The 17,587-nt window shown below is 64.8% G+C and carries 16 protein-coding genes; 11 read left to right on the top strand and 5 right to left on the bottom strand.

All coding sequences use genetic code 11. The features are described 5' to 3' along the window. Positions 1-20: 20 nt before the first annotated feature. From iscU to iscX, 6 genes are all read left to right on the top strand, one after another. A complete protein-coding gene (gene iscU, locus FRZ40_RS05330) occupies positions 21-428 on the top strand; it encodes a Fe-S cluster assembly scaffold IscU (protein WP_147233556.1) in 408 nt (135 codons plus the stop codon). Between the two features lie 156 nt (positions 429-584). Then, positions 585-908 (top strand): iron-sulfur cluster assembly protein IscA, encoded by a 324-nt coding sequence (gene iscA / locus FRZ40_RS05325; protein WP_028365822.1) that lies wholly within the window; start codon positions 585-587, stop codon positions 906-908. A gap of 133 nt (positions 909-1,041) precedes the next feature. Beyond that, positions 1,042-1,569 carry a Fe-S protein assembly co-chaperone HscB gene (hscB, locus tag FRZ40_RS05320; protein ID WP_147233555.1) on the top strand — a complete coding sequence of 176 codons (528 nt, stop codon included), beginning with the start codon at positions 1,042-1,044 and terminating at the stop codon, positions 1,567-1,569. Between the two features lie 84 nt (positions 1,570-1,653). Beyond that, positions 1,654-3,525: a Fe-S protein assembly chaperone HscA gene (gene hscA, locus FRZ40_RS05315; RefSeq protein ID WP_028365820.1), complete on the top strand. Its 1,872-nt coding sequence runs from the start codon at positions 1,654-1,656 to the stop codon at positions 3,523-3,525. Positions 3,526-3,622: 97 nt separating this feature from the next. Beyond that, the gene (gene fdx / locus FRZ40_RS05310; RefSeq protein ID WP_028365819.1) at positions 3,623-3,964 is read left to right on the top strand and encodes an ISC system 2Fe-2S type ferredoxin; all 342 of its coding nucleotides are present in this window, start codon (positions 3,623-3,625) and stop codon (positions 3,962-3,964) included. 15 nt (positions 3,965-3,979) lie between these two features. After that, positions 3,980-4,177 (top strand): Fe-S cluster assembly protein IscX, encoded by a 198-nt coding sequence (gene iscX / locus FRZ40_RS05305; protein WP_007586799.1) that lies wholly within the window; start codon positions 3,980-3,982, stop codon positions 4,175-4,177. Positions 4,178-4,255: 78 nt separating this feature from the next. Here the strand turns inward: iscX and FRZ40_RS05300 are convergent, their stop codons facing one another. From FRZ40_RS05300 to FRZ40_RS05275, 5 genes are all read right to left on the bottom strand, one after another. Then, positions 4,256-5,056 carry a glycine zipper 2TM domain-containing protein gene (locus FRZ40_RS05300; protein ID WP_147233554.1) on the bottom strand — a complete coding sequence of 267 codons (801 nt, stop codon included), beginning with the start codon at positions 5,054-5,056 and terminating at the stop codon, positions 4,256-4,258. A 359-nt stretch (positions 5,057-5,415) separates the two neighbouring features. Next, the gene (lysS, locus tag FRZ40_RS05295) at positions 5,416-6,951 is read right to left on the bottom strand and encodes a lysine--tRNA ligase (RefSeq protein ID WP_147233553.1); all 1,536 of its coding nucleotides are present in this window, start codon (positions 6,949-6,951) and stop codon (positions 5,416-5,418) included. Positions 6,952-7,053: 102 nt separating this feature from the next. After that, a protein-coding gene (gene prfB / locus FRZ40_RS05290; RefSeq protein WP_147233552.1) for a peptide chain release factor 2 occupies positions 7,054-8,158 on the bottom strand; the annotation gives its coding sequence in 2 pieces (ribosomal slippage) (positions 7,054-8,076 and positions 8,078-8,158; 1,104 coding nt in all). Positions 8,159-8,987: 829 nt separating this feature from the next. Further along, the gene (gene recJ, locus FRZ40_RS05280; RefSeq protein WP_147233551.1) at positions 8,988-10,694 is read right to left on the bottom strand and encodes a single-stranded-DNA-specific exonuclease RecJ; all 1,707 of its coding nucleotides are present in this window, start codon (positions 10,692-10,694) and stop codon (positions 8,988-8,990) included. 25 nt (positions 10,695-10,719) lie between these two features. Further along, positions 10,720-11,823 carry a hypothetical protein gene (locus FRZ40_RS05275; protein ID WP_028365814.1) on the bottom strand — a complete coding sequence of 368 codons (1,104 nt, stop codon included), beginning with the start codon at positions 11,821-11,823 and terminating at the stop codon, positions 10,720-10,722. Between the two features lie 31 nt (positions 11,824-11,854). On the opposite strand from FRZ40_RS05275, the gene FRZ40_RS05270 reads away from it, so the two are divergent. From FRZ40_RS05270 to FRZ40_RS05250, 5 genes are all read left to right on the top strand, one after another. After that, positions 11,855-12,118 (top strand): hypothetical protein, encoded by a 264-nt coding sequence (locus FRZ40_RS05270; protein ID WP_240057088.1) that lies wholly within the window; start codon positions 11,855-11,857, stop codon positions 12,116-12,118. 12 nt (positions 12,119-12,130) lie between these two features. Continuing rightward, positions 12,131-13,384 (top strand): lipoprotein-releasing ABC transporter permease subunit, encoded by a 1,254-nt coding sequence (locus FRZ40_RS05265; RefSeq protein ID WP_028365813.1) that lies wholly within the window; start codon positions 12,131-12,133, stop codon positions 13,382-13,384. Then, positions 13,377-14,120 (top strand): lipoprotein-releasing ABC transporter ATP-binding protein LolD, encoded by a 744-nt coding sequence (gene lolD, locus FRZ40_RS05260; protein ID WP_028365812.1) that lies wholly within the window; start codon positions 13,377-13,379, stop codon positions 14,118-14,120. Before FRZ40_RS05265 ends, lolD begins: the two co-directional genes overlap by 8 nt. 36 nt (positions 14,121-14,156) lie before the next feature. Next, positions 14,157-14,945 carry a TatD family hydrolase gene (locus FRZ40_RS05255; RefSeq protein ID WP_028365811.1) on the top strand — a complete coding sequence of 263 codons (789 nt, stop codon included), beginning with the start codon at positions 14,157-14,159 and terminating at the stop codon, positions 14,943-14,945. Between the two features lie 98 nt (positions 14,946-15,043). Beyond that, entirely contained in the window at positions 15,044-17,563 is a 2,520-nt protein-coding gene (locus FRZ40_RS05250) for a DNA internalization-related competence protein ComEC/Rec2 (RefSeq protein WP_147233550.1), read from the top strand. The last annotated feature ends 24 nt before the right edge of the window (positions 17,564-17,587 follow it).

The raw sequence follows: 17,587 nt of genomic DNA, 5'->3' as shown, positions 1-17,587 counted from the left end.
TCGAATCAAGGAGTGACAACATGGCATACAGCGATAAGGTCCTGGACCACTACGAAAACCCGCGCAACGTTGGTTCGTTTGCGAAGGACGACGACACGGTCGGCACCGGCATGGTCGGCGCGCCGGCTTGCGGCGACGTGATGAAGCTGCAGATCCGCGTCGGCGCGGACGGCGTGATCGAAGACGCGAAGTTCAAGACGTATGGCTGCGGTTCGGCCATCGCGTCGAGCTCGCTGGTCACGGAATGGGTGAAGGGTAAGACGCTCGACGAAGCGCTCACCATCAAGAACACGCAGATCGCCGAAGAACTCGCGCTGCCGCCCGTGAAGATTCACTGCTCGATTCTCGCGGAAGACGCGATCAAGGCCGCCGTCGCGGACTACAAGCAGCGTCACGGCGAAACGGCCAAGGCCGAGCAGTCGGCTTAAGCGGCGCAGCAGGCAAACGCATGAGTGGCACGGTGCGGCGTCAGGTTCGGCACACGCGGTGCCTGAATCCGACGCCCGCCGGAACGATTTGAGAAGCAGGCAGGGTCGCGCGACGCATCGTGACGAACGACGGCGCAGCGCACATTGAGAAACGCTATGGCAATTACGTTGACCGAAAAGGCAGCACAACACGTGCAGAAATATCTGACCCGGCGCGGTAAGGGCGTCGGGCTGCGGCTCGGTGTGCGCACGACGGGTTGCTCGGGCCTCGCATACAAGCTCGAGTACGTCGATGAACTCGCACCTGAAGACGAGGTGTTCGAGTGCAATGGCGTGAAGATCATCGTGGACCCGAAGAGCCTCGCGTATATCGACGGGACGGAGCTCGACTTCGCACGTGAAGGGTTGAACGAAGGCTTCAGGTTCAACAACCCGAACGTGAAGGACGAGTGCGGCTGCGGCGAATCGTTCCGCGTGTAAGCGCGCGAGTCATGCTGAAAAGGCGGCCTGTGCCGCCTTTTTTCAATTTCGCCGCATATTCATTTGCGTATCACGTATCCGCGTATCACTTTCGGGCGCTGCACTGCGCGCCCTGGATGGACAAAGTAATCCGATGGCCTCGCTGAACGACAGTCACTTCGCACTTTTCGACCTGCCGGAGCAGTTCGCGCTGGACGCGCCCGCGCTCGATCACGCGTATCGCACGGTGCAGGCTCAAGTGCATCCGGACCGCTTCGCCGCGGCGGGCGACGCGCAAAAACGCATCGCGATGCAATGGGCGACGCGCACGAACGAGGCGTACCAGACGCTGCGCGATCCGCTGAAGCGCGCGCGCTATCTGCTTTCGCTGCGCGGCATCGACGTCGGCGCCGAGAACAACACCGCGATGGAACCGGCCTTCCTGATGCAGCAGATGGAATGGCGCGAGAATATCGAGGATGCATCGGCGGCGAAGAATATCGACGCGCTCGACGCGTTGCTGGCCGATCTGCGCGACGAAGAGAAGGTGCGCTTCACGAAGCTGGCCGCATTGCTCGATAGCGGCTCGAATCAGGCGGCGGGCGAGGCGGTGCGGCAACTGATGTTCATCGAGCGCGTGGCCGCGGAGATCGGCACGCAGATCGAGCGGCTCGACAACTGACGCCGCCTGACCCAACAGCGTAATCACCACGCGAACCAAACATGATCAGGACCGGGGCGAAACAGTCCCCGAAGAAGATTCCAGATGGCTTTACTGCAAATCTCTGAACCCGGCATGGCGCCCGCGCCCCACCAGCGGCGTCTTGCCGTCGGCATCGACCTCGGCACCACCAATTCGCTCGTCGCGGCCGTGCGCAGCGGCGTGCCCGACGTGCTGCCCGACGAAGAAGGCCACTATCTGCTGCCGTCCGTCGTGCGGTATCTGGAGAAGGGCGGCCGGCGCATCGGGCGCGTCGCGAAAGCGGAAGCCGCCACCGATCCGCGCAACACCATCGTGTCCGTCAAGCGCTTCATGGGGCGCGGCAAGAGCGAAGTCGAGCACGCGGAAAACGCGCCGTACGATTTCGTCGACGCGCCGGGCATGGTGCAGATCCGGACAGTCGACGGCGTGAAGAGTCCCGTCGAAGTGTCCGCGGAAATTCTCGCGACGCTGCGTTATCGCGCGGAAGACACGCTCGGCGACGAACTCGTCGGCGCCGTGATCACGGTGCCCGCCTATTTCGACGAAGCACAGCGCCAGGCAACCAAGGACGCCGCGCGTCTCGCCGGCCTGAACGTGCTGCGTCTGCTGAACGAGCCGACGGCGGCGGCAATTGCCTACGGCCTCGATAACGGCGCGGAAGGCCTGTACGCGGTCTACGACCTCGGCGGCGGCACGTTCGATCTGTCGATCCTCAAGCTCACGAAGGGCGTCTTCGAGGTGCTGGCTGCGGGCGGCGATTCGGCGCTGGGCGGCGACGACTTCGATCACGCGCTGTATCGGCATGTGCTCGAACAGGCGAACGTCGTGCCGCAGTCGCTGACGCCGGAAGACGTGCGTCTGCTGCTCGACACGGTGCGCGTCGCGAAAGAATTGCTGTCGTCGGCACCGAGCGCGCCCGTTCAGGTGACGCTCGCGAGCGGCGCAAAGATCGACGTCACGGTCGGCGAAGCCGCCTTCGAAGCGATCACGCAGGCGCTCGTGCAGCGCACGCTCGGCCCGACGAAGAAGGCGCTGCGCGACGCGAAAGTGACGCCGGCTGACATCAAGGGCGTCGTGCTGGTCGGCGGCGCGACGCGCATGCCGGTGATCCGCCGCGCGGTCGAAAACTTCTTCGGCCAGCCGCCGCTGACCAATCTCGATCCCGATCAGGTCGTCGCGCTCGGCGCGGCGATCCAGGCCGATCTGCTGGCAGGCAACCGCGGCGCGGATGGCGACGACTGGCTGCTGCTGGACGTGATTCCGCTTTCGCTCGGCGTCGAAACGATGGGCGGTCTTGCCGAGAAGATCATTCCGCGCAACTCGACCATTCCGATCGCGCGTGCGCAGGAATTCACGACGTTCAAGGACGGCCAGACGGCGATGGCGATTCACGTCGTCCAGGGCGAGCGCGAACTCGTGTCCGATTGCCGTTCGCTCGCGCGCTTCGAACTGCGCGGCATTCCGCCGATGGCGGCGGGCGCGGCGCGTATCCGCGTCACGTATCAGGTCGACGCGGACGGCCTGCTGTCCGTGTTCGCACGCGAGCAGCACTCGGGCGTGGAAGCGTCGGTGGTGGTGAAGCCGTCGTACGGTCTCGCCGACGACGACGTTGCGCGCATGCTCGAAGACAGCTTCAAGACGGCCGAAGTCGATATGCGCGCGCGTGCGTTGCGCGAGGCGCAAGTCGAAGCGCAGCGGCTGATCGAAGCGACGGAAGCGGCCTTTGCCGCCGACGGCGAACTGCTCGACGCCGCCGAGCGCGCGACGCTCGACCGCCTCGTCGCCGCGCTGCGCATGGTCGCGCCGGGCGACGATGTCGATGCGATTGAAGCGGCCACGAAGACGCTTGCCGAAGGCACCGACGAATTCGCCGCGCGCCGGATGGACAAGGGAATCCGCCGTGCGCTCGCGGGCAAGAAGCTCGACGAAATCTGATTCACGCGGCGCGTGCCAAAAACGGCTGCGCCACCAGTAAAATGGTACGGTGCCTGAAGGGCGGCGTCCGTGCCCCACAGACCAAAACGGAATTTGTATGCCTCAAATCGTTGTGCTGCCTCACGTCGAACTGTGTCCAGACGGCGCGGTCATCGACGCCGTGCCGGGCAAGAGCATCTGCGACAACCTGCTCGACAACGGCATCGAAATCGAGCATGCGTGCGAGAAGTCCTGCGCGTGCACGACCTGCCACGTGATCGTCCGCGAGGGCTTCAACGCGCTGGAGCCGTCGGACGAGGAAGAAGACGATCTGCTCGACAAGGCATGGGGTCTCGAGCGCGAATCGCGGTTGTCGTGTCAGGCGCTCGTGCCTGAGAACGACGACCTCGTGGTCGAGATTCCGCGTTATTCGATCAACCACGCGAAGGAAAATCACTAACAGGAGCATGCAGCCATGAAGTGGACCGACACGCAAGATATCGCGATGGCCTTGACCGACAAGCATCCGGAGATTGATCCGCAGCAGGTGCGCTTCACCGATCTCCATCGTTGGGTGATGGAACTGGACGGCTTCGACGACGATCCGAACCGCTCGAACGAGAAGATTCTCGAAGCGATCCAGGCTGCATGGATTGAAGACGCAGATTATTGAGCGCGACGCTTCAGAAGCTCGAAACAAAAAGGCGACTTCCTGGGAAGTCGCCTTTTTGTTGGTACTTAGAAAACGAGCTCAGCCTGCGACGAGCGTCCCGTTCTGCACGCGCACACGTTGACCTTGCTGGAACGGCGGCGCTTCGTGGTATGTGAAGTAGCGCGTCTTGCCGTTTTCCATATGCACGCGCACCGAGTAGCTGGTCGTGCTGCGCAGATGCTTCTCGACGGAATTCCCGGCAAGGCCGCCGCCGAGCGCGCCGAGCAGCGTCATCGCCGTGCGTCCGCCGCCACTGCCAAACTGATTGCCGACGACACCGCCCGCCACTGCACCGCCGACGGCGCCGATCCCCGTGCCGTGTCCTTCCTGACGGACGGCGGAAATCGCTTCGACGGTTCCGCACGTCGAGCAGTACGCGGGGCGAGCGGGCTCCTGTTGCGCGTACTGCTGCTGCGGTTGCTGTGCGTATTGAGGCTGCTGGCCGTACTGCGGGCTGGGCGGCGCAGGTGCGCGCGGCGCCTGCTGTGCAGCCTGAGCCTGCTGTTGCTGCTGTTGCTGCTGTTGCTGCTGTTGTGCCGCCGCCTGCTGCTCGGCTTGCTGAGCCGCCGCCTGCTGCTGGGCCTGTTCAGCTGGAGCCTGCTGAGCCGCCGTTGCCTGCTGCGCCTGCAAGGCGGCCGGTTGCGTCGTATCGACGACAGGCTGCTGCTGTTGCGTGACCGCCGCCGATTGCGTCTGATCGTTTTCCGCGCCGTTGCTCGACGCCTTGGGGAACAGTCCCGTCACGGCGGCTGTTGCAGCGAGACTGGCGATGATCACCGCGCCTGCCGCCACGGCGATGAGCGGATGAAGACGGCGTTGCTGGTTGGTCGGGTTATCCATGGTGTTTGGCCTCGTCCGGGGAGAGTTGACCTGGTTGAAACTGCCTTGCGCGCGGATTCATGCGCGCTTCAAGTGTCGGACATCAGAATAAGGGCAGGGTTTCAATATGTAACCTTGCGCAGCGGCACTTCTGTTTTCCAGTTCATGCAAAAACTGCACCGGAAACGCCAAGCCCCGCCAATATTGAGATCGCGCGGATGCAGGTCGCACGAAGGCGCGCCGCGACAGGGCAGCTTTTACCGATAGTTACAAACCGTCGGCAAACAGGGGAGCGAAGAGAGGAGGGGGACGCGCCGTGCACGGCGCATGCGAAACGCACCGTGCACGGGAATTGAGGCCGCGCCGAACGCGGCCGGCGATCAGTCTTCGCGACGCAGATGCGGGAACAGGATGACGTCGCGGATGCTCGGGCTGTCGGTGAGCAGCATCACCAGACGGTCGATGCCGATGCCGCAGCCGCCCGCGGGTGGCATGCCGTACTCGAGCGCGCGGATGTAGTCGGCGTCGTAGTACATCGCTTCCTCGTCGCCGGCGTCTTTCTGGTCGACCTGCTTCTTGAAGCGCGCGGCCTGGTCTTCCGGATCGTTCAGTTCCGAGAAGCCGTTGGCGATCTCGCGCCCCGTGATGAACAGCTCGAAGCGTTCGGTGATGCCGTCGACGGAATCCGATGCGCGCGCGAGCGGCGACACTTCAACCGGGTAATCGATGATGAAGGTCGGCTCCCACAGCTGCGATTCAGCCGTTTCTTCGAACAGCGCCAGTTGCAGCGCGCCGATGCCCGCGTTGAGGAACGCCGGCTGCGTCGTGTCGACGCCGAACCTCTTCAGTTCCGTGCGCAGGAACCCGCCGTCCGCCAGTTGCGCGTCCGTGTACTGCGGCGCGTACTTCTGGATGGCCTGCGTGATCGTCAGACGATGGAACGGCCTGGCCAGATCCAGCTCGCGGCCCTGATACGTGATCGTCGCGTTGCCGAGCGCATCGACGGCGGCCTGACGGATCAGCTGTTCCGTGAAGTCCATCAGCCACTTGTAGTCGGTGTACGCGGCGTAGAACTCCATCATCGTGAATTCCGGGTTGTGACGCGGCGACACGCCCTCGTTACGGAAATTCCGGTTGATCTCGAACACGCGCTCGAAGCCGCCGACCACGAGCCGCTTCAGATACAGCTCCGGCGCGATGCGCAGGAACATCTGCATGTCGAGCGCGTTGTGATGCGTGACGAACGGCTTGGCCGCCGCGCCGCCCGGAATCGGGTGGAGCATCGGCGTTTCGACTTCCATGAAGTTCGCGTCGGCCATGAATTTGCGGATCGACGATACGGCCTTCGTGCGCGCGACGAAGGTCTTGCGCGCTTCGTCCGTCACGATCAGATCGACGTAGCGCTGGCGATAGCGCATTTCCTGGTCGGCGAGACCATGGAACTTGTCCGGCAGCGGACGCAGCGCCTTCGACAGCAGACGCAGTTCCGTGCAGCGCACCGACAGCTCGCCCTTGTTCGTGCGGAACAACACGCCTTGCGCGGCGACGATGTCGCCCAGGTCCCACTTCTTGAAGGCTTCGTAGGTTGCTTCGCCGACATCCGCGGGCGTGATGAAGAACTGGATCTGGCCCGAGCCGTCGCGCACCGTCGCGAAGCTCGCCTTGCCCATCACGCGCTTGAGCATCATCCGGCCGGCCAGCGCGACCTGCAACGCTTTCGCTTCGAGCGCGTCCTTGTCGGCGTCCGCGTATTCCGATCGCAGGTCGGCGGCGTGATGAGTGGGACGGAAGTCGTTCGGATAGGCGACGCCTTGCTCGCGCAGCGCGCGCAGTTTCTCGCGGCGCTCGGCGATGATCTGGTTGTCGTCCAGTTCGACGTTCGTCGTGGCGGCAGGCGTCTGGGTCGGTTCGGTCATGGTAATGATGTTCGGTGTCCGGTGCCTCGCGTGCGTTCGGCGACGCGGGCACACAGGCGGTGAAAAAATGCGGCGCGGCAGAATGTGCCGCGCCGGCTGCGCTTAGATGCCCTGTTTCAGGCTGGCGCTTATGAACGCGTCGAGATCGCCGTCGAGCACGCTCTTCGTGTTGCTGATTTCGACGTTGGTGCGCAGATCCTTGATGCGGCTGTTGTCGAGCACATACGAGCGGATCTGGTGACCCCAGCCCACGTCCGACTTGCCCGCTTCGAGCTTGTCCTGCTCCGACTGACGCTTGCGCATTTCGGCTTCGTACAGGCGCGACTTCAGCATCGCCATCGCTTCGGCGCGGTTGCGGTGCTGCGAGCGGTCGTTCTGGCACTGCACGACGATGCCCGACGGGACGTGCGTAATACGCACGGCGGAGTCGGTCTTGTTGATGTGCTGACCGCCCGCGCCCGAAGCACGGTACGTGTCGATGCGCAAATCGGCCGGATTGACTTCGATCTCGAACGACTCGTCGATTTCCGGATACACGAACACCGACGAGAACGACGTGTGACGACCGCCGGAGGAATCGAACGGCGACTTGCGCACGAGGCGGTGAATGCCCGTTTCCGTGCGCAGGAAGCCGTATGCGTATTCGCCTTCGACCTTGATCGTCGCGCTCTTGATGCCCGCGACGTCGCCTTCCGACTCTTCTAGCACTTCCGTCTTGAAGCCCTTGCGCTCGCAGTAGCGCAGGTACTGGCGCAGGAGCATCGACGCCCAGTCGCACGCTTCCGTGCCGCCGGCGCCTGCCTGAATGTCGATGAACGCGTTGTTCGGGTCGGCCGGATTCGAGAACATCCGGCGGAACTCCATGTCTTCGACGCGCGCCATCAGCTTCGCGGCGTCTTCCTCGCACGCGACGAGGGTGTCCTCGTCGTTTTCCTCGCGCGCCATGTCGAAGAGTTCTTTCGTGTCGCGCAAGTCGTTATCGAGCGTCGACAGGACGTCGACGACGCCTTCGAGCAGTTTCTTTTCCTTGCCCAACGCCTGCGCGTGCTGCGAGTCGTTCCAGACGTTCGGGTCTTCGAGTTCCTTGTTGACTTCGATCAGTCGTACCGACTTTGCATCGTAGTCAAAGATACCCCCGGAGCTCGCCCGCGCGTGTGCGCAGGTCCGCCAGAGAGGAGTCGATGGAGTTCAGGCGTTCCGCTTCCATGTCGATCCAGTTTCAGTGAATAAGGTTTTTTCGTCTGCGACGCTGTTGGGGTTTGGGTTCTTGGGTTTTGGGCTTTTGCTTCGCTGGCATCCGCGATTTCGTAGCGGTGCTACATGCGTCGCCCCTGTGCGGGGCGGCACCTACTTTTCTTTGCCGCGGCAAAGAAAAGTAGGCAAAAGAAAGCCGCTCACCCCGCCAGTTCTTGTGTTTGCCTGCGGGCCCCCAACGGGTCCCGCACTCCACACGGCAACGCGCTATTTGATGCGCGTTGCCAACGTCTTTAACCGGCGCATCACCCTCTCCAGTCACCCGTAGTGCAGCCAGCGGCGGCGAACCGTCTGCGCCGCCCAGGTGGCAAACGGTGTGTAGCTTGTCGCACCTTACGCGTTCGCGCTTCTACGACACCGATCCTGGTTTTCAGTCCGGAGTGGTGCACTTATGTCGCGACTGCCTACACACCGTTTGCCACCTGGGCGGCCGTGGACTTCTGGTAACGCAATTCCCGACGCGCGAGTGTGAAGCGGGTGAGGCGTGAGTTAGCACGCTGGCAACGCGCGTGGAAAAGTGCGACGCCGTCTGGAGTGCGGGACCGGTTGGGGGCCCGCAGGCAATGACTAGCACTGGCGGTGTTAGCCCGCTTTCTTTTGCCTACTTTTCTTTGCGGCGGCAAAGAAAAGTAGGTGCCGCCCCGCACAGGGGCAACGCTGGCAAACCAAAACGAAATCGCGGATGCCAGCAAAAAAAACCGCAAAACCCAAACCCAACAGCAACACCAAAAACCAAAATTATAACGGATCACCCCAGCGCCCGGGCCAGGCGCAACACAGGCCTACAACACAGCGTGTTCAACGATCAACTGCACCCGCGACACCCCATTCCACGTATCTGCCGAAAGCCGATAGGCAACAGTCGTCCGCGCGGGCAGCGGCTCCGTGTTATTGAACCAGATCGCATTGAATCGCTGACGCCCGCGCATCAGTTGCAGCTTGAGATGCTTGTCCTTCACCAGCGCCTGCGACATCACATCGAATTCGCCCGAAAAAACGGGTGCAGGGAACCCCTGTCCCCACACAGCCGCATCGAGCATCTCGACGAATTGCGGCGTGAAATACGCATCTTCGAGATCGCCGTCCGTCTCCACCGTGCGTGCCAGCACGTCCTGCGTCAGCCACTCGCGGCCGACCTGCTCGAAGGCCGCCGTGAAGCGCGACAAATCCGCTGCGGCGATCGTCAGGCCGGCCGCCATCGCGTGCCCGCCGAACTTCGCGATCAGTCCCGGCTCGCGCTTCGACACGAGATCGAGCGCGTCGCGCAGATGGAAGCCCGGGATCGAGCGTCCCGAGCCCTTGACGGTCTGGCCGCTGTCGTCGGCGAGCGCGAACGTGAACGACGGCCGATGGAATTTTTCCTTCAGGCGTCCCGCGACAATCCCGATCACGCCCTGATGCCACGTCGGATTGAACAGCGTGATCGTCGTCGAGCCGGCGGGATCGACGCCCGACAGATCGTCGAGCGCCTGCTGCTGCATGCCCGCTTCGATTTCGCGCCGCTCCCGGTTCATCGTGTCGAGTTGCTGCGCGAGTTCCCAGGCGCGTCCGATGTCGTCCGTCGTCAGGCAGTCGATGCCCAGCGACATGTCCGACAAACGTCCCGCCGCATTCAGGCGCGGGCCGAGCGCAAAGCCAAGATCGAAACCCGACGCGCTGCGCGCATCGCGTCCCGCGGCGCGGAAGAGGGCGGCGATGCCAGGTTGCATGCGGCCGTTGCGGATTCGCTGGAGACCCTGGGCGACCAGCACGCGGTTGTTGCCGTCGAGCTTCACGACATCGGCCACGGTGCCGAGCGCGACGAGATCGAGCAGGCCGTCGAGGCGCGGCTCCGCACGCGTGTCGCCGAACGCGCCGCGCTTGCGCAACTCGGCGCGCAACGCGAGCAGCACATAGAACATCACGCCCACGCCCGCGATGCACTTGCTCGGGAACGTGCAGCCCGGCTGGTTCGGATTGACGATCGCGCGCGCGGCGGGCAGTTCGTCGCCGGGCAGATGGTGATCGGTGACGAGCACGTCGATGCCGAGCGCGTTCGCCGCTTCGACGCCGTCGACGCTCGCAATGCCGTTGTCGACGGTGATCAGCAGGTCCGGTTTCCCGCCCGGGCGTTGCGCGGCGAGCGCGACGATTTCGGGCGTGAGGCCGTAACCGTACTCGAAGCGGTTCGGCACGAGGTAGTCGATCTGCGCGCCGAACATCCGCAGGCCGCGCACGGCCACGGCGCAGGCCGTCGCGCCGTCGCAGTCGTAGTCGGCGACGACCAGCATGCGGCGCTTGCCTTCGATCGCGTCGGCGAGCAGCGAGGCCGCCGTGTCGCAGCCCTTGAGCGACGCGGGCGGCGTGAGGCGCGCGAGACCGGTTTCGATTTCATCGGGCAGGCAGACGCCGCGCGACGCGTACAGGCGCGCAAGCACGGGATGCAGGCCGTGGCGGATCAGGGCTTCGGCGTCGGCGGGAGAGCAGGGGCGCGTAACGATTTGGGTCATGCGGCGAGATCAGAGGAAAAGCAGGTCATTCGATGAAGAGCGACGCGAACAGACGCCGCCGCCAGAATTTGCGCAAATCGCCGCGCGTGATGTTCAGCGTCACCGAGCCGGTGTCGCCGCACAGCGTCAGGCCGAGTTCGGCCAGTTCGCCTGCCTGCAGCGCAGCCAGCGCGGGCGCGAACCAGTCGCGCTCGAGCGCGGCGAACGCAGCGTTCCAGCGGCCCCAGTCCTGCTCGATGAAGGGCGCGGAGAACGGATCGAGTTCGATCAGCGTGGCCGCGCTGGTTGTGCTGTTTGCGCTGTCCGGGCGCCAGGCGCCGAATGCAGCGGGCGGCGCGCCCGTCGCGGCCCTGGCAGCGAGCGCGAGACCGCGCGTCGCGGCCGCATCCGACAGCACGCGCGCAAAGTCGCTGCGCACCGGCTGCGCGGCGCCCTGCGCGTGGAACCAGATCGAATTGACGGCGGGCAGGCCGCGCGCCTCGCGCGCCGCGTTCACGGGATGCTCGAACCACGCCATCTGCACTTCGTTTTGCAGCTTCATCCATGCGCGCGAGCGCTCGCCCGTGTGCGCTTCATGCGGCAGCCAGATTTCAATGTTGCGGCCGCTCGCGCGCAACGGCGAGGCGCCCGCGAGCGTGCCGAACGCATCGCTCGACAGATACCAGCGTGACGGCTGCGGCGCCTCGACGCGCACGCCCAGTTCCTCGATCAACGGACGCGCGACGTCGAAGAGCGCGCGTGCGTCGTCATCGGCGAGCTCCAGCGAGGCAGGATCGATCAGTACCAGGTGATCGTGCGCGATCCGCACGTGCACCGGCTGCACGCAGGCCCACGTCGCGTCGCCCGGCTGGCCGCCGTCGGCGAGCAGCATGTACGGCGCGAGCGGCGCCTCGTCCGCGGCGGCCGTGCCCGCCGGCACCGCGCCGAAGCTGCGCGCCACCCAGCGCTCGTGCGGCAGCGTACGCTGGAAGTCTTCGCCGATCACACGTTCGACAAGCGTCGCACGGGCGACCAGCTTGTCGAGGGCAGGAATGTCGAGGGAATGCAGTGCGGTGGAGGCGTCGGCTGCCGCGGGCAGCGCGAAGGGCAGAAGGAGGTGCAGTCGGTTGGCATTCATGATGCTGCGCATTGTATGGCAAACTTCGCCCCGTTGATCCGCGATGGCGGAGAAGGGAAACGGTGACTTGTGCGCCGATGCGTACAATTCGCGCAACGATTGCACCGGAAGACGCGCAGCGCCGCAAGCGGCGTTGCGCGCGGCCGCCAGCCATGCGCCGTATGAGGAAAGCCGCCGCAAGCCGGCGTTCTGGAACCATCGGCTGTATTTCGCGCCCAAAGGACACGGCTTTCGCGCGCCGGACGGTCTGGCATCCGTGCGCGGCGCGACGGTCGGGCAACTGCAGAACACAGCGCAATCACGCTGAAAAAGGACTCGCTTGAAATTTCCATACGAATGGCAGATAGGCTGGCGCTACACGCGCGCCGGCAAACGCACCACGGGTAACGGCTTCATCTCGTTCATCGCGCTCGTGTCGATGTCGGGTATCGCGCTCGGCGTCGCCGCGCTGATCGTCGTGCTGTCGGTGATGAACGGCTTCCAGAAGGAGGTGCGCGACCGGATGCTGTCGGTGCTGGCGCACGTCGAAATTTTTTCGCCGACGGGCTCGATGCCGAACTGGCAGCTGACCGCACAGGAAGCGAAGCAGAACAAGGAAGTGATCGGCGCGGCGCCGTACGTCGAAGCGCAGGCGCTGCTCACGCGTCAGGACGCCGTGAGCGGCGTCGCGCTGCGCGGCGTCGAACCGTCGCTGGAGCCCGAAGTGTCGGACATCGGCAAGGAAATGAAGGCGGGCAGCCTGAACGACCTGAAGCCGGGCGAATTCGGCATCGTGCTCGGGGCGGATCTCGCCGCGGCGCTCGGCGTGATGACGGGCGACAAGATCACGCTCGTCGCGCCCGAAGGCACGATGACGCCCGCGGGCCTCTTGCCGCGTCTGAAGCAGTTCAACGTGGTCGGCGTGTTCGAATCCGGTCACTACGAATACGACAGCACGCTCGCGCTGATCAACATCAAGGACGCGCAGGCGCTGTTCCGGCTGCCCGCGCCGACGGGCGTGCGTCTGCGTCTGCGGGACATGCAGCGCGCGCCGGAAGTCGCGCATCAGCTTGCGCGCACGCTCTCCGGCGACCTGTATATCCGCGACTGGACGCAGCAGAACAAGACATGGTTCTCGGCGGTGCAGATCGAGAAGCGGATGATGTTCATCATCCTCACGCTGATCATCGCGGTGGCCGCGTTCAATCTGGTTTCGTCGCTGGTGATGACGGTGACCAACAAGCAGGCCGATATTGCGATTCTGCGCACGCTCGGCGCGCAGCCCGGTTCGATCATGAAGATTTTCGTCGTGCAGGGCATGACGATCGGCTTCGTCGGCACGGGGATCGGCGTCGCGCTCGGCTGCCTGATCGCGTGGAGCATTCCGTGGCTCGTGCCGATGATCGAGCACCTGCTGCACGTGCAGTTCCTGCCGCCGTCGGTGTACTTCATCAGCGAGCTGCCGTCGGAACTGGTGCCCGGCGACGTGATCAAGATCGGTGTAATCGCCTTCCTGCTGTCGTGCCTCGCCACGCTCTACCCGAGCTGGCGCGGCGCGAAGGTTCGTCCTGCGGAGGCGCTGCGTTATGAATGACCGTCCTGACAACAATCTGATGGCTTCTGAAGATTCTGGCTTGCATCCGTATGTGCTCGAAGCGACGGGCATTTCGAAGGCATTCGTTCAGGGCGGCCTGAACGTGCCCGTGCTGAACAACACGCAATTGAGCGTGCGGCGTGGCGAGAAGCTGGCGATCGTCGGTGCCTCCGGCTCCGGCAAGAGCACGCTGCTGCACGTGCTGGGCGGCCTCGACGATCCCGGCGCGGGACACGTCGAAGTGATGGGCAAGCCGTTCACGAAGCTCTCCGAGCGCGAACGCAACGACTTGCGCAACCGCGCGCTCGGCTTCGTCTATCAGTTCCATCATCTGCTGCCGGAATTCAGCGCGCTCGACAACGTCGCGATGCCGCTGCGCATCCGCCGCATGACTACGGAGGATTCGCGCAAGCAGGCACTCGACATGCTGGAGCGTGTCGGGCTCGCGCATCGCGCGAAGCACCGTCCGGGCGAGCTGTCGGGGGGCGAGCGCCAGCGCGTCGCCGTCGCGCGTGCACTGGTGACGAAGCCGGCCTGCGTGCTCGCCGACGAGCCGACGGGCAATCTCGACGGCGGTACCGCGGAGACCGTGTTCAACCTGATGCTGGAGCTGTCGAACACGCTGTCGACCAGTTTCGTGATCGTCACGCACGATTCCGATCTGGCCGCGCGCTGCGACCGGACGATGCGTTTGCGCGACGGCGTCTTGTACGAGGAACCTACCGTTCCCGTCTGAGCCGGATCGCATTCAACCAGGAGGAATGCCGCGCGCATGTGGATCGATACGCACTGTCATCTCGACGCTTCCGAATTCGATGGGGACCGCGATGCCGTCGCGAGCGCGGCGCTCGAAGCGGGCGTGAGCCGGATCGTGATTCCGGGCATTGCGCGCAGCAACTTTTCGACGGTGCGCGAGCTGGCGCATCGCGTGCAGGGCGGGGCGTATGCGCTCGGCATTCATCCCCTCTTCACGCCGCAGGCGCAGCCGGCCGATCTCGACGTGCTGCGCATGGAGATCGAGGCGAGTCTCGACGATCCGCGCTTCGTGGGTCTTGGCGAAATCGGACTCGACTATTTCGTGCAAGGGCTCGACGACGAGACGCAGCAGTTCTACTACAACGAGCAGCTGAAGCTCGCGCGCGAATTTGATCTGCCTGTGATCTGCCATGTGCGCAAATCGCAGGATCAGGTGCTGAAAGGGCTGCGACGCAACAACGTGCATCGCGGCATCGCACACGCGTTCAACGGCAGCTTTCAGCAGGCGCAGGCGTTCATCGATCACGGCATGCATCTGGGCTTCGGCGGCAACGTGACATTCGAGCGCGCGCTGCAGATCCGGCGGCTCGCGGCGCAACTGCCGCTCGACGCACTCGTCGTCGAAACCGATGCGCCCGATATCGCCCCTTCGTGGCGCTACAAGCAGCGCAACACGCCGGATCAGATCCCCGCGATCGGCGCAATACTCGCCGAACAGCGCGGTATCGAGCAAAACGAACTCGCACTAGGCACAACGGCTAATGCGCATGCCGCGTTGCCAAGGCTCGCCAATTACTCTGCATAATCGGTGTCTGGCTCGCGCCATGCGCTGCCGCTGACATTGTTTCGGTTTCCTGATGAATGTCGCGGTGTTGCCGCGCGGGCGTCGGGTGCGGAGGCGGCATGCGGGCGGTGTGGTGCGGATTTGCGTTGGGTGTCGTGTGGTTGCAGCAGCAGGCTGCGTTGCCGGGCTGGGCCCTGTTGCTCGGGTTGAGCGCTGGCGTCTGCGCGTCGATCGTCGTTGCGCGGCTGTGCTTTTTGCGTGGCGCTGCATGGTCCTCACGCGCCGGCTGGCTTGCCGTGCTGGTTGCAGCGGCGTGCGTCGGCTTCGCTTATGCCGGATGGCGCGCGCAGACGCGCCTCGTTTTCGAATTGCCGCGCGAGTGGGAAGGGCGCGATATCGTCGTGAGCGGCTGGATCAAGGGCTTGCCGACGCGCAGCGCGGACGGCGTGCGCTTCCTGTTTTCCGTCGAAGCTGCCGATGCGCCCGTCGAACGTTTCCCGCGCACGCTGCAACTGTCGTGGATCGCGGATGACGCACCGCCGCCCATGCTGGAACCAGGTTCGCGCTGGCGGCTGAGCGTGCGCCTCAAGCGTCCGCATGGCAACGCCAACTGGGGCGTGCGCGACGCCGAAGCCGTGCTGCTCGCGCGCGACGTTCGGGCGACGGGTTATGTGAATCTGCCGTTGCTGGCAGTGCAGCTTCAAGGCAAGGCGGGCGGAATCGGCGTGATCGTCGACGGCTGGCGATCGGCCATTCGCGACCGGATTGCCGCCGTGCTGGCCGATGCGCCGCACATGGGCATCGTCGTGGCGCTTGCGATCGGTGCGCAGGATGCCGTCAGTGCGGTTGACTGGCAACTGATGCGTCGCACCGGTACGAGTCATCTCGTCGCAATTTCCGGCCTGCATATTGGATTCGTCGCGGGGCTTGCCGGATGGCTGGCGGGTTGGCTGTGGCGACGCTCGTGTTTTATCGGACGCAACTGGCCTCTACTCGTGCCCGTGCAGAAGGTATCGATGGCGAGCGGTGCGCTGTTCGCCGCGGTTCATGCCGCGCTCGCGGGCTTCAACGTGCCTGCGCAACGGACGTTGTGGATGGCGGGCATCGTTGCGCTGGGCTATCTGGGCGGGCGGCGCGTCGCGCCCTCCGTGGTGCTTGCGTGGGCGCTCGGACTCGTGCTGCTGGCCGATCCGTGGGCCGTGGTGTCGGCGGGATTCTGGCTGTCGTTCTGCGCGGTTGGCGCGATTCTGTTCGGGATGTCGGGGCATGCGCGTGTCGCGCAAAACCCGCCGCCGGATGCGCGCGAAGACGAGGGCGAGCGCGTTTTCGCACGGCGCTGCGCCGAAGCGCTGCGTGCACAAGGCGGCGCGCTGATCGGGCGCGTCCGCAGCGGCGCGCGCGTCCAGTTTGCCGTCACGATCGCGCTCGCGCCGTTGACGGTCTGCTTCTTTTCACAGATACCGTTGATCGGCCCCGTCGCGAATGCGTTCGCCATTCCGTGGGTGAGCGTGTTCGTGACGCCTGCCGTGATCGCCGGTGTCGCATTGCCCGCGCCCTTCGATGCGCTCGCTTTTCGTCTTGCGCACCAACTGCTGGAATGCCTGACGGCAGGTCTGAAACTGCTGTCGGGGCCTTCGTGGACGCTTTGGCCGTTGCCGCAGCCCGACGCGTGGGCGCTGGCGTCGGCAGCCGTCGGTGTCGTGTGGTGTCTCGCGCCGGCTGGCTGGCCGTTGCGCTGGGCCGCGCCGCTGACGTGGCTGCCATTGCTGGCGCCGGCATCGGCGGCTCCTGCCGAAGGTGCGTTCCGGCTCACGGCACTCGATATCGGGCAAGGCTCGTCGATCGTCGTCGAAACCGCGCACCATACGCTGCTGTTCGACGCCGGGCCCGGGCCGGAATCGACACACGCGGGCGAGCGCATCGTCGTGCCGTATTTGCAGGCGGCGGGCATCGGCGTGCTCGATTCGCTGATCATCAGCCATGCGGACTCCGATCATTCGGGCGGTGCTCCGGCCGTGCTGGAAGGTGTCGAAGTCAGGCAATTGCTGGCGGGTCTGCCGCCGACCAACCTGCTATGGCAAACCGCGAGCGCAAAGGGTGCGCAGACCGTGCGCTGCGCGGCGGGCCAGCGCTGGCAATGGGACGGCGTCGACTTCGCGATACTCTGGCCGGACCCCGGTCCGCTGCAAGGCAAGCCGAACGCGCATGGCTGCGTGCTGCGCATCAGCACCGCGAGCGGGCTGCACGCGCAAACGCAGGTTCAGCCGCACGCGAAGGAGCGAAAGCCCGTGGTCGCCTTGCTGGCAGCCGACATCGAAGCGCCCGTCGAACGCACGCTGCTCACGCGCGATCGCGCCGCGTTGCGCGCGCAGATCCTGCTCGTGCCGCATCACGGCAGCAAGACGTCGTCGACCGAGCCATTCCTCGACTCTATCGGGCCGTCCATCGCGGTATTTCAGGTAGGCTATCGCAACCGGTTTCACCATCCGTATGCGGGCGTCTACGAACGCTACAAGGCGCGCGGCATCGAGCTGTCGCGCAGCGACGACGACGGCGCAGCACGCATCGAAGCGGGCGACGCAATGTTGTCACTCGAACGCTACCGGCAGACGCATCGGCATTACTGGGTGGATCGATAAAGAAAGACCGGCGGCGCGATCGAG

This window comes from Paraburkholderia azotifigens, from assembly GCF_007995085.1.
Taxonomy (GTDB): Bacteria; Pseudomonadota; Gammaproteobacteria; order Burkholderiales; family Burkholderiaceae; genus Paraburkholderia; species Paraburkholderia azotifigens.
The sequence above is the reverse complement of the archived record's forward strand: the minus strand, read 5'-3'. Positions and strand labels throughout refer to the sequence as shown.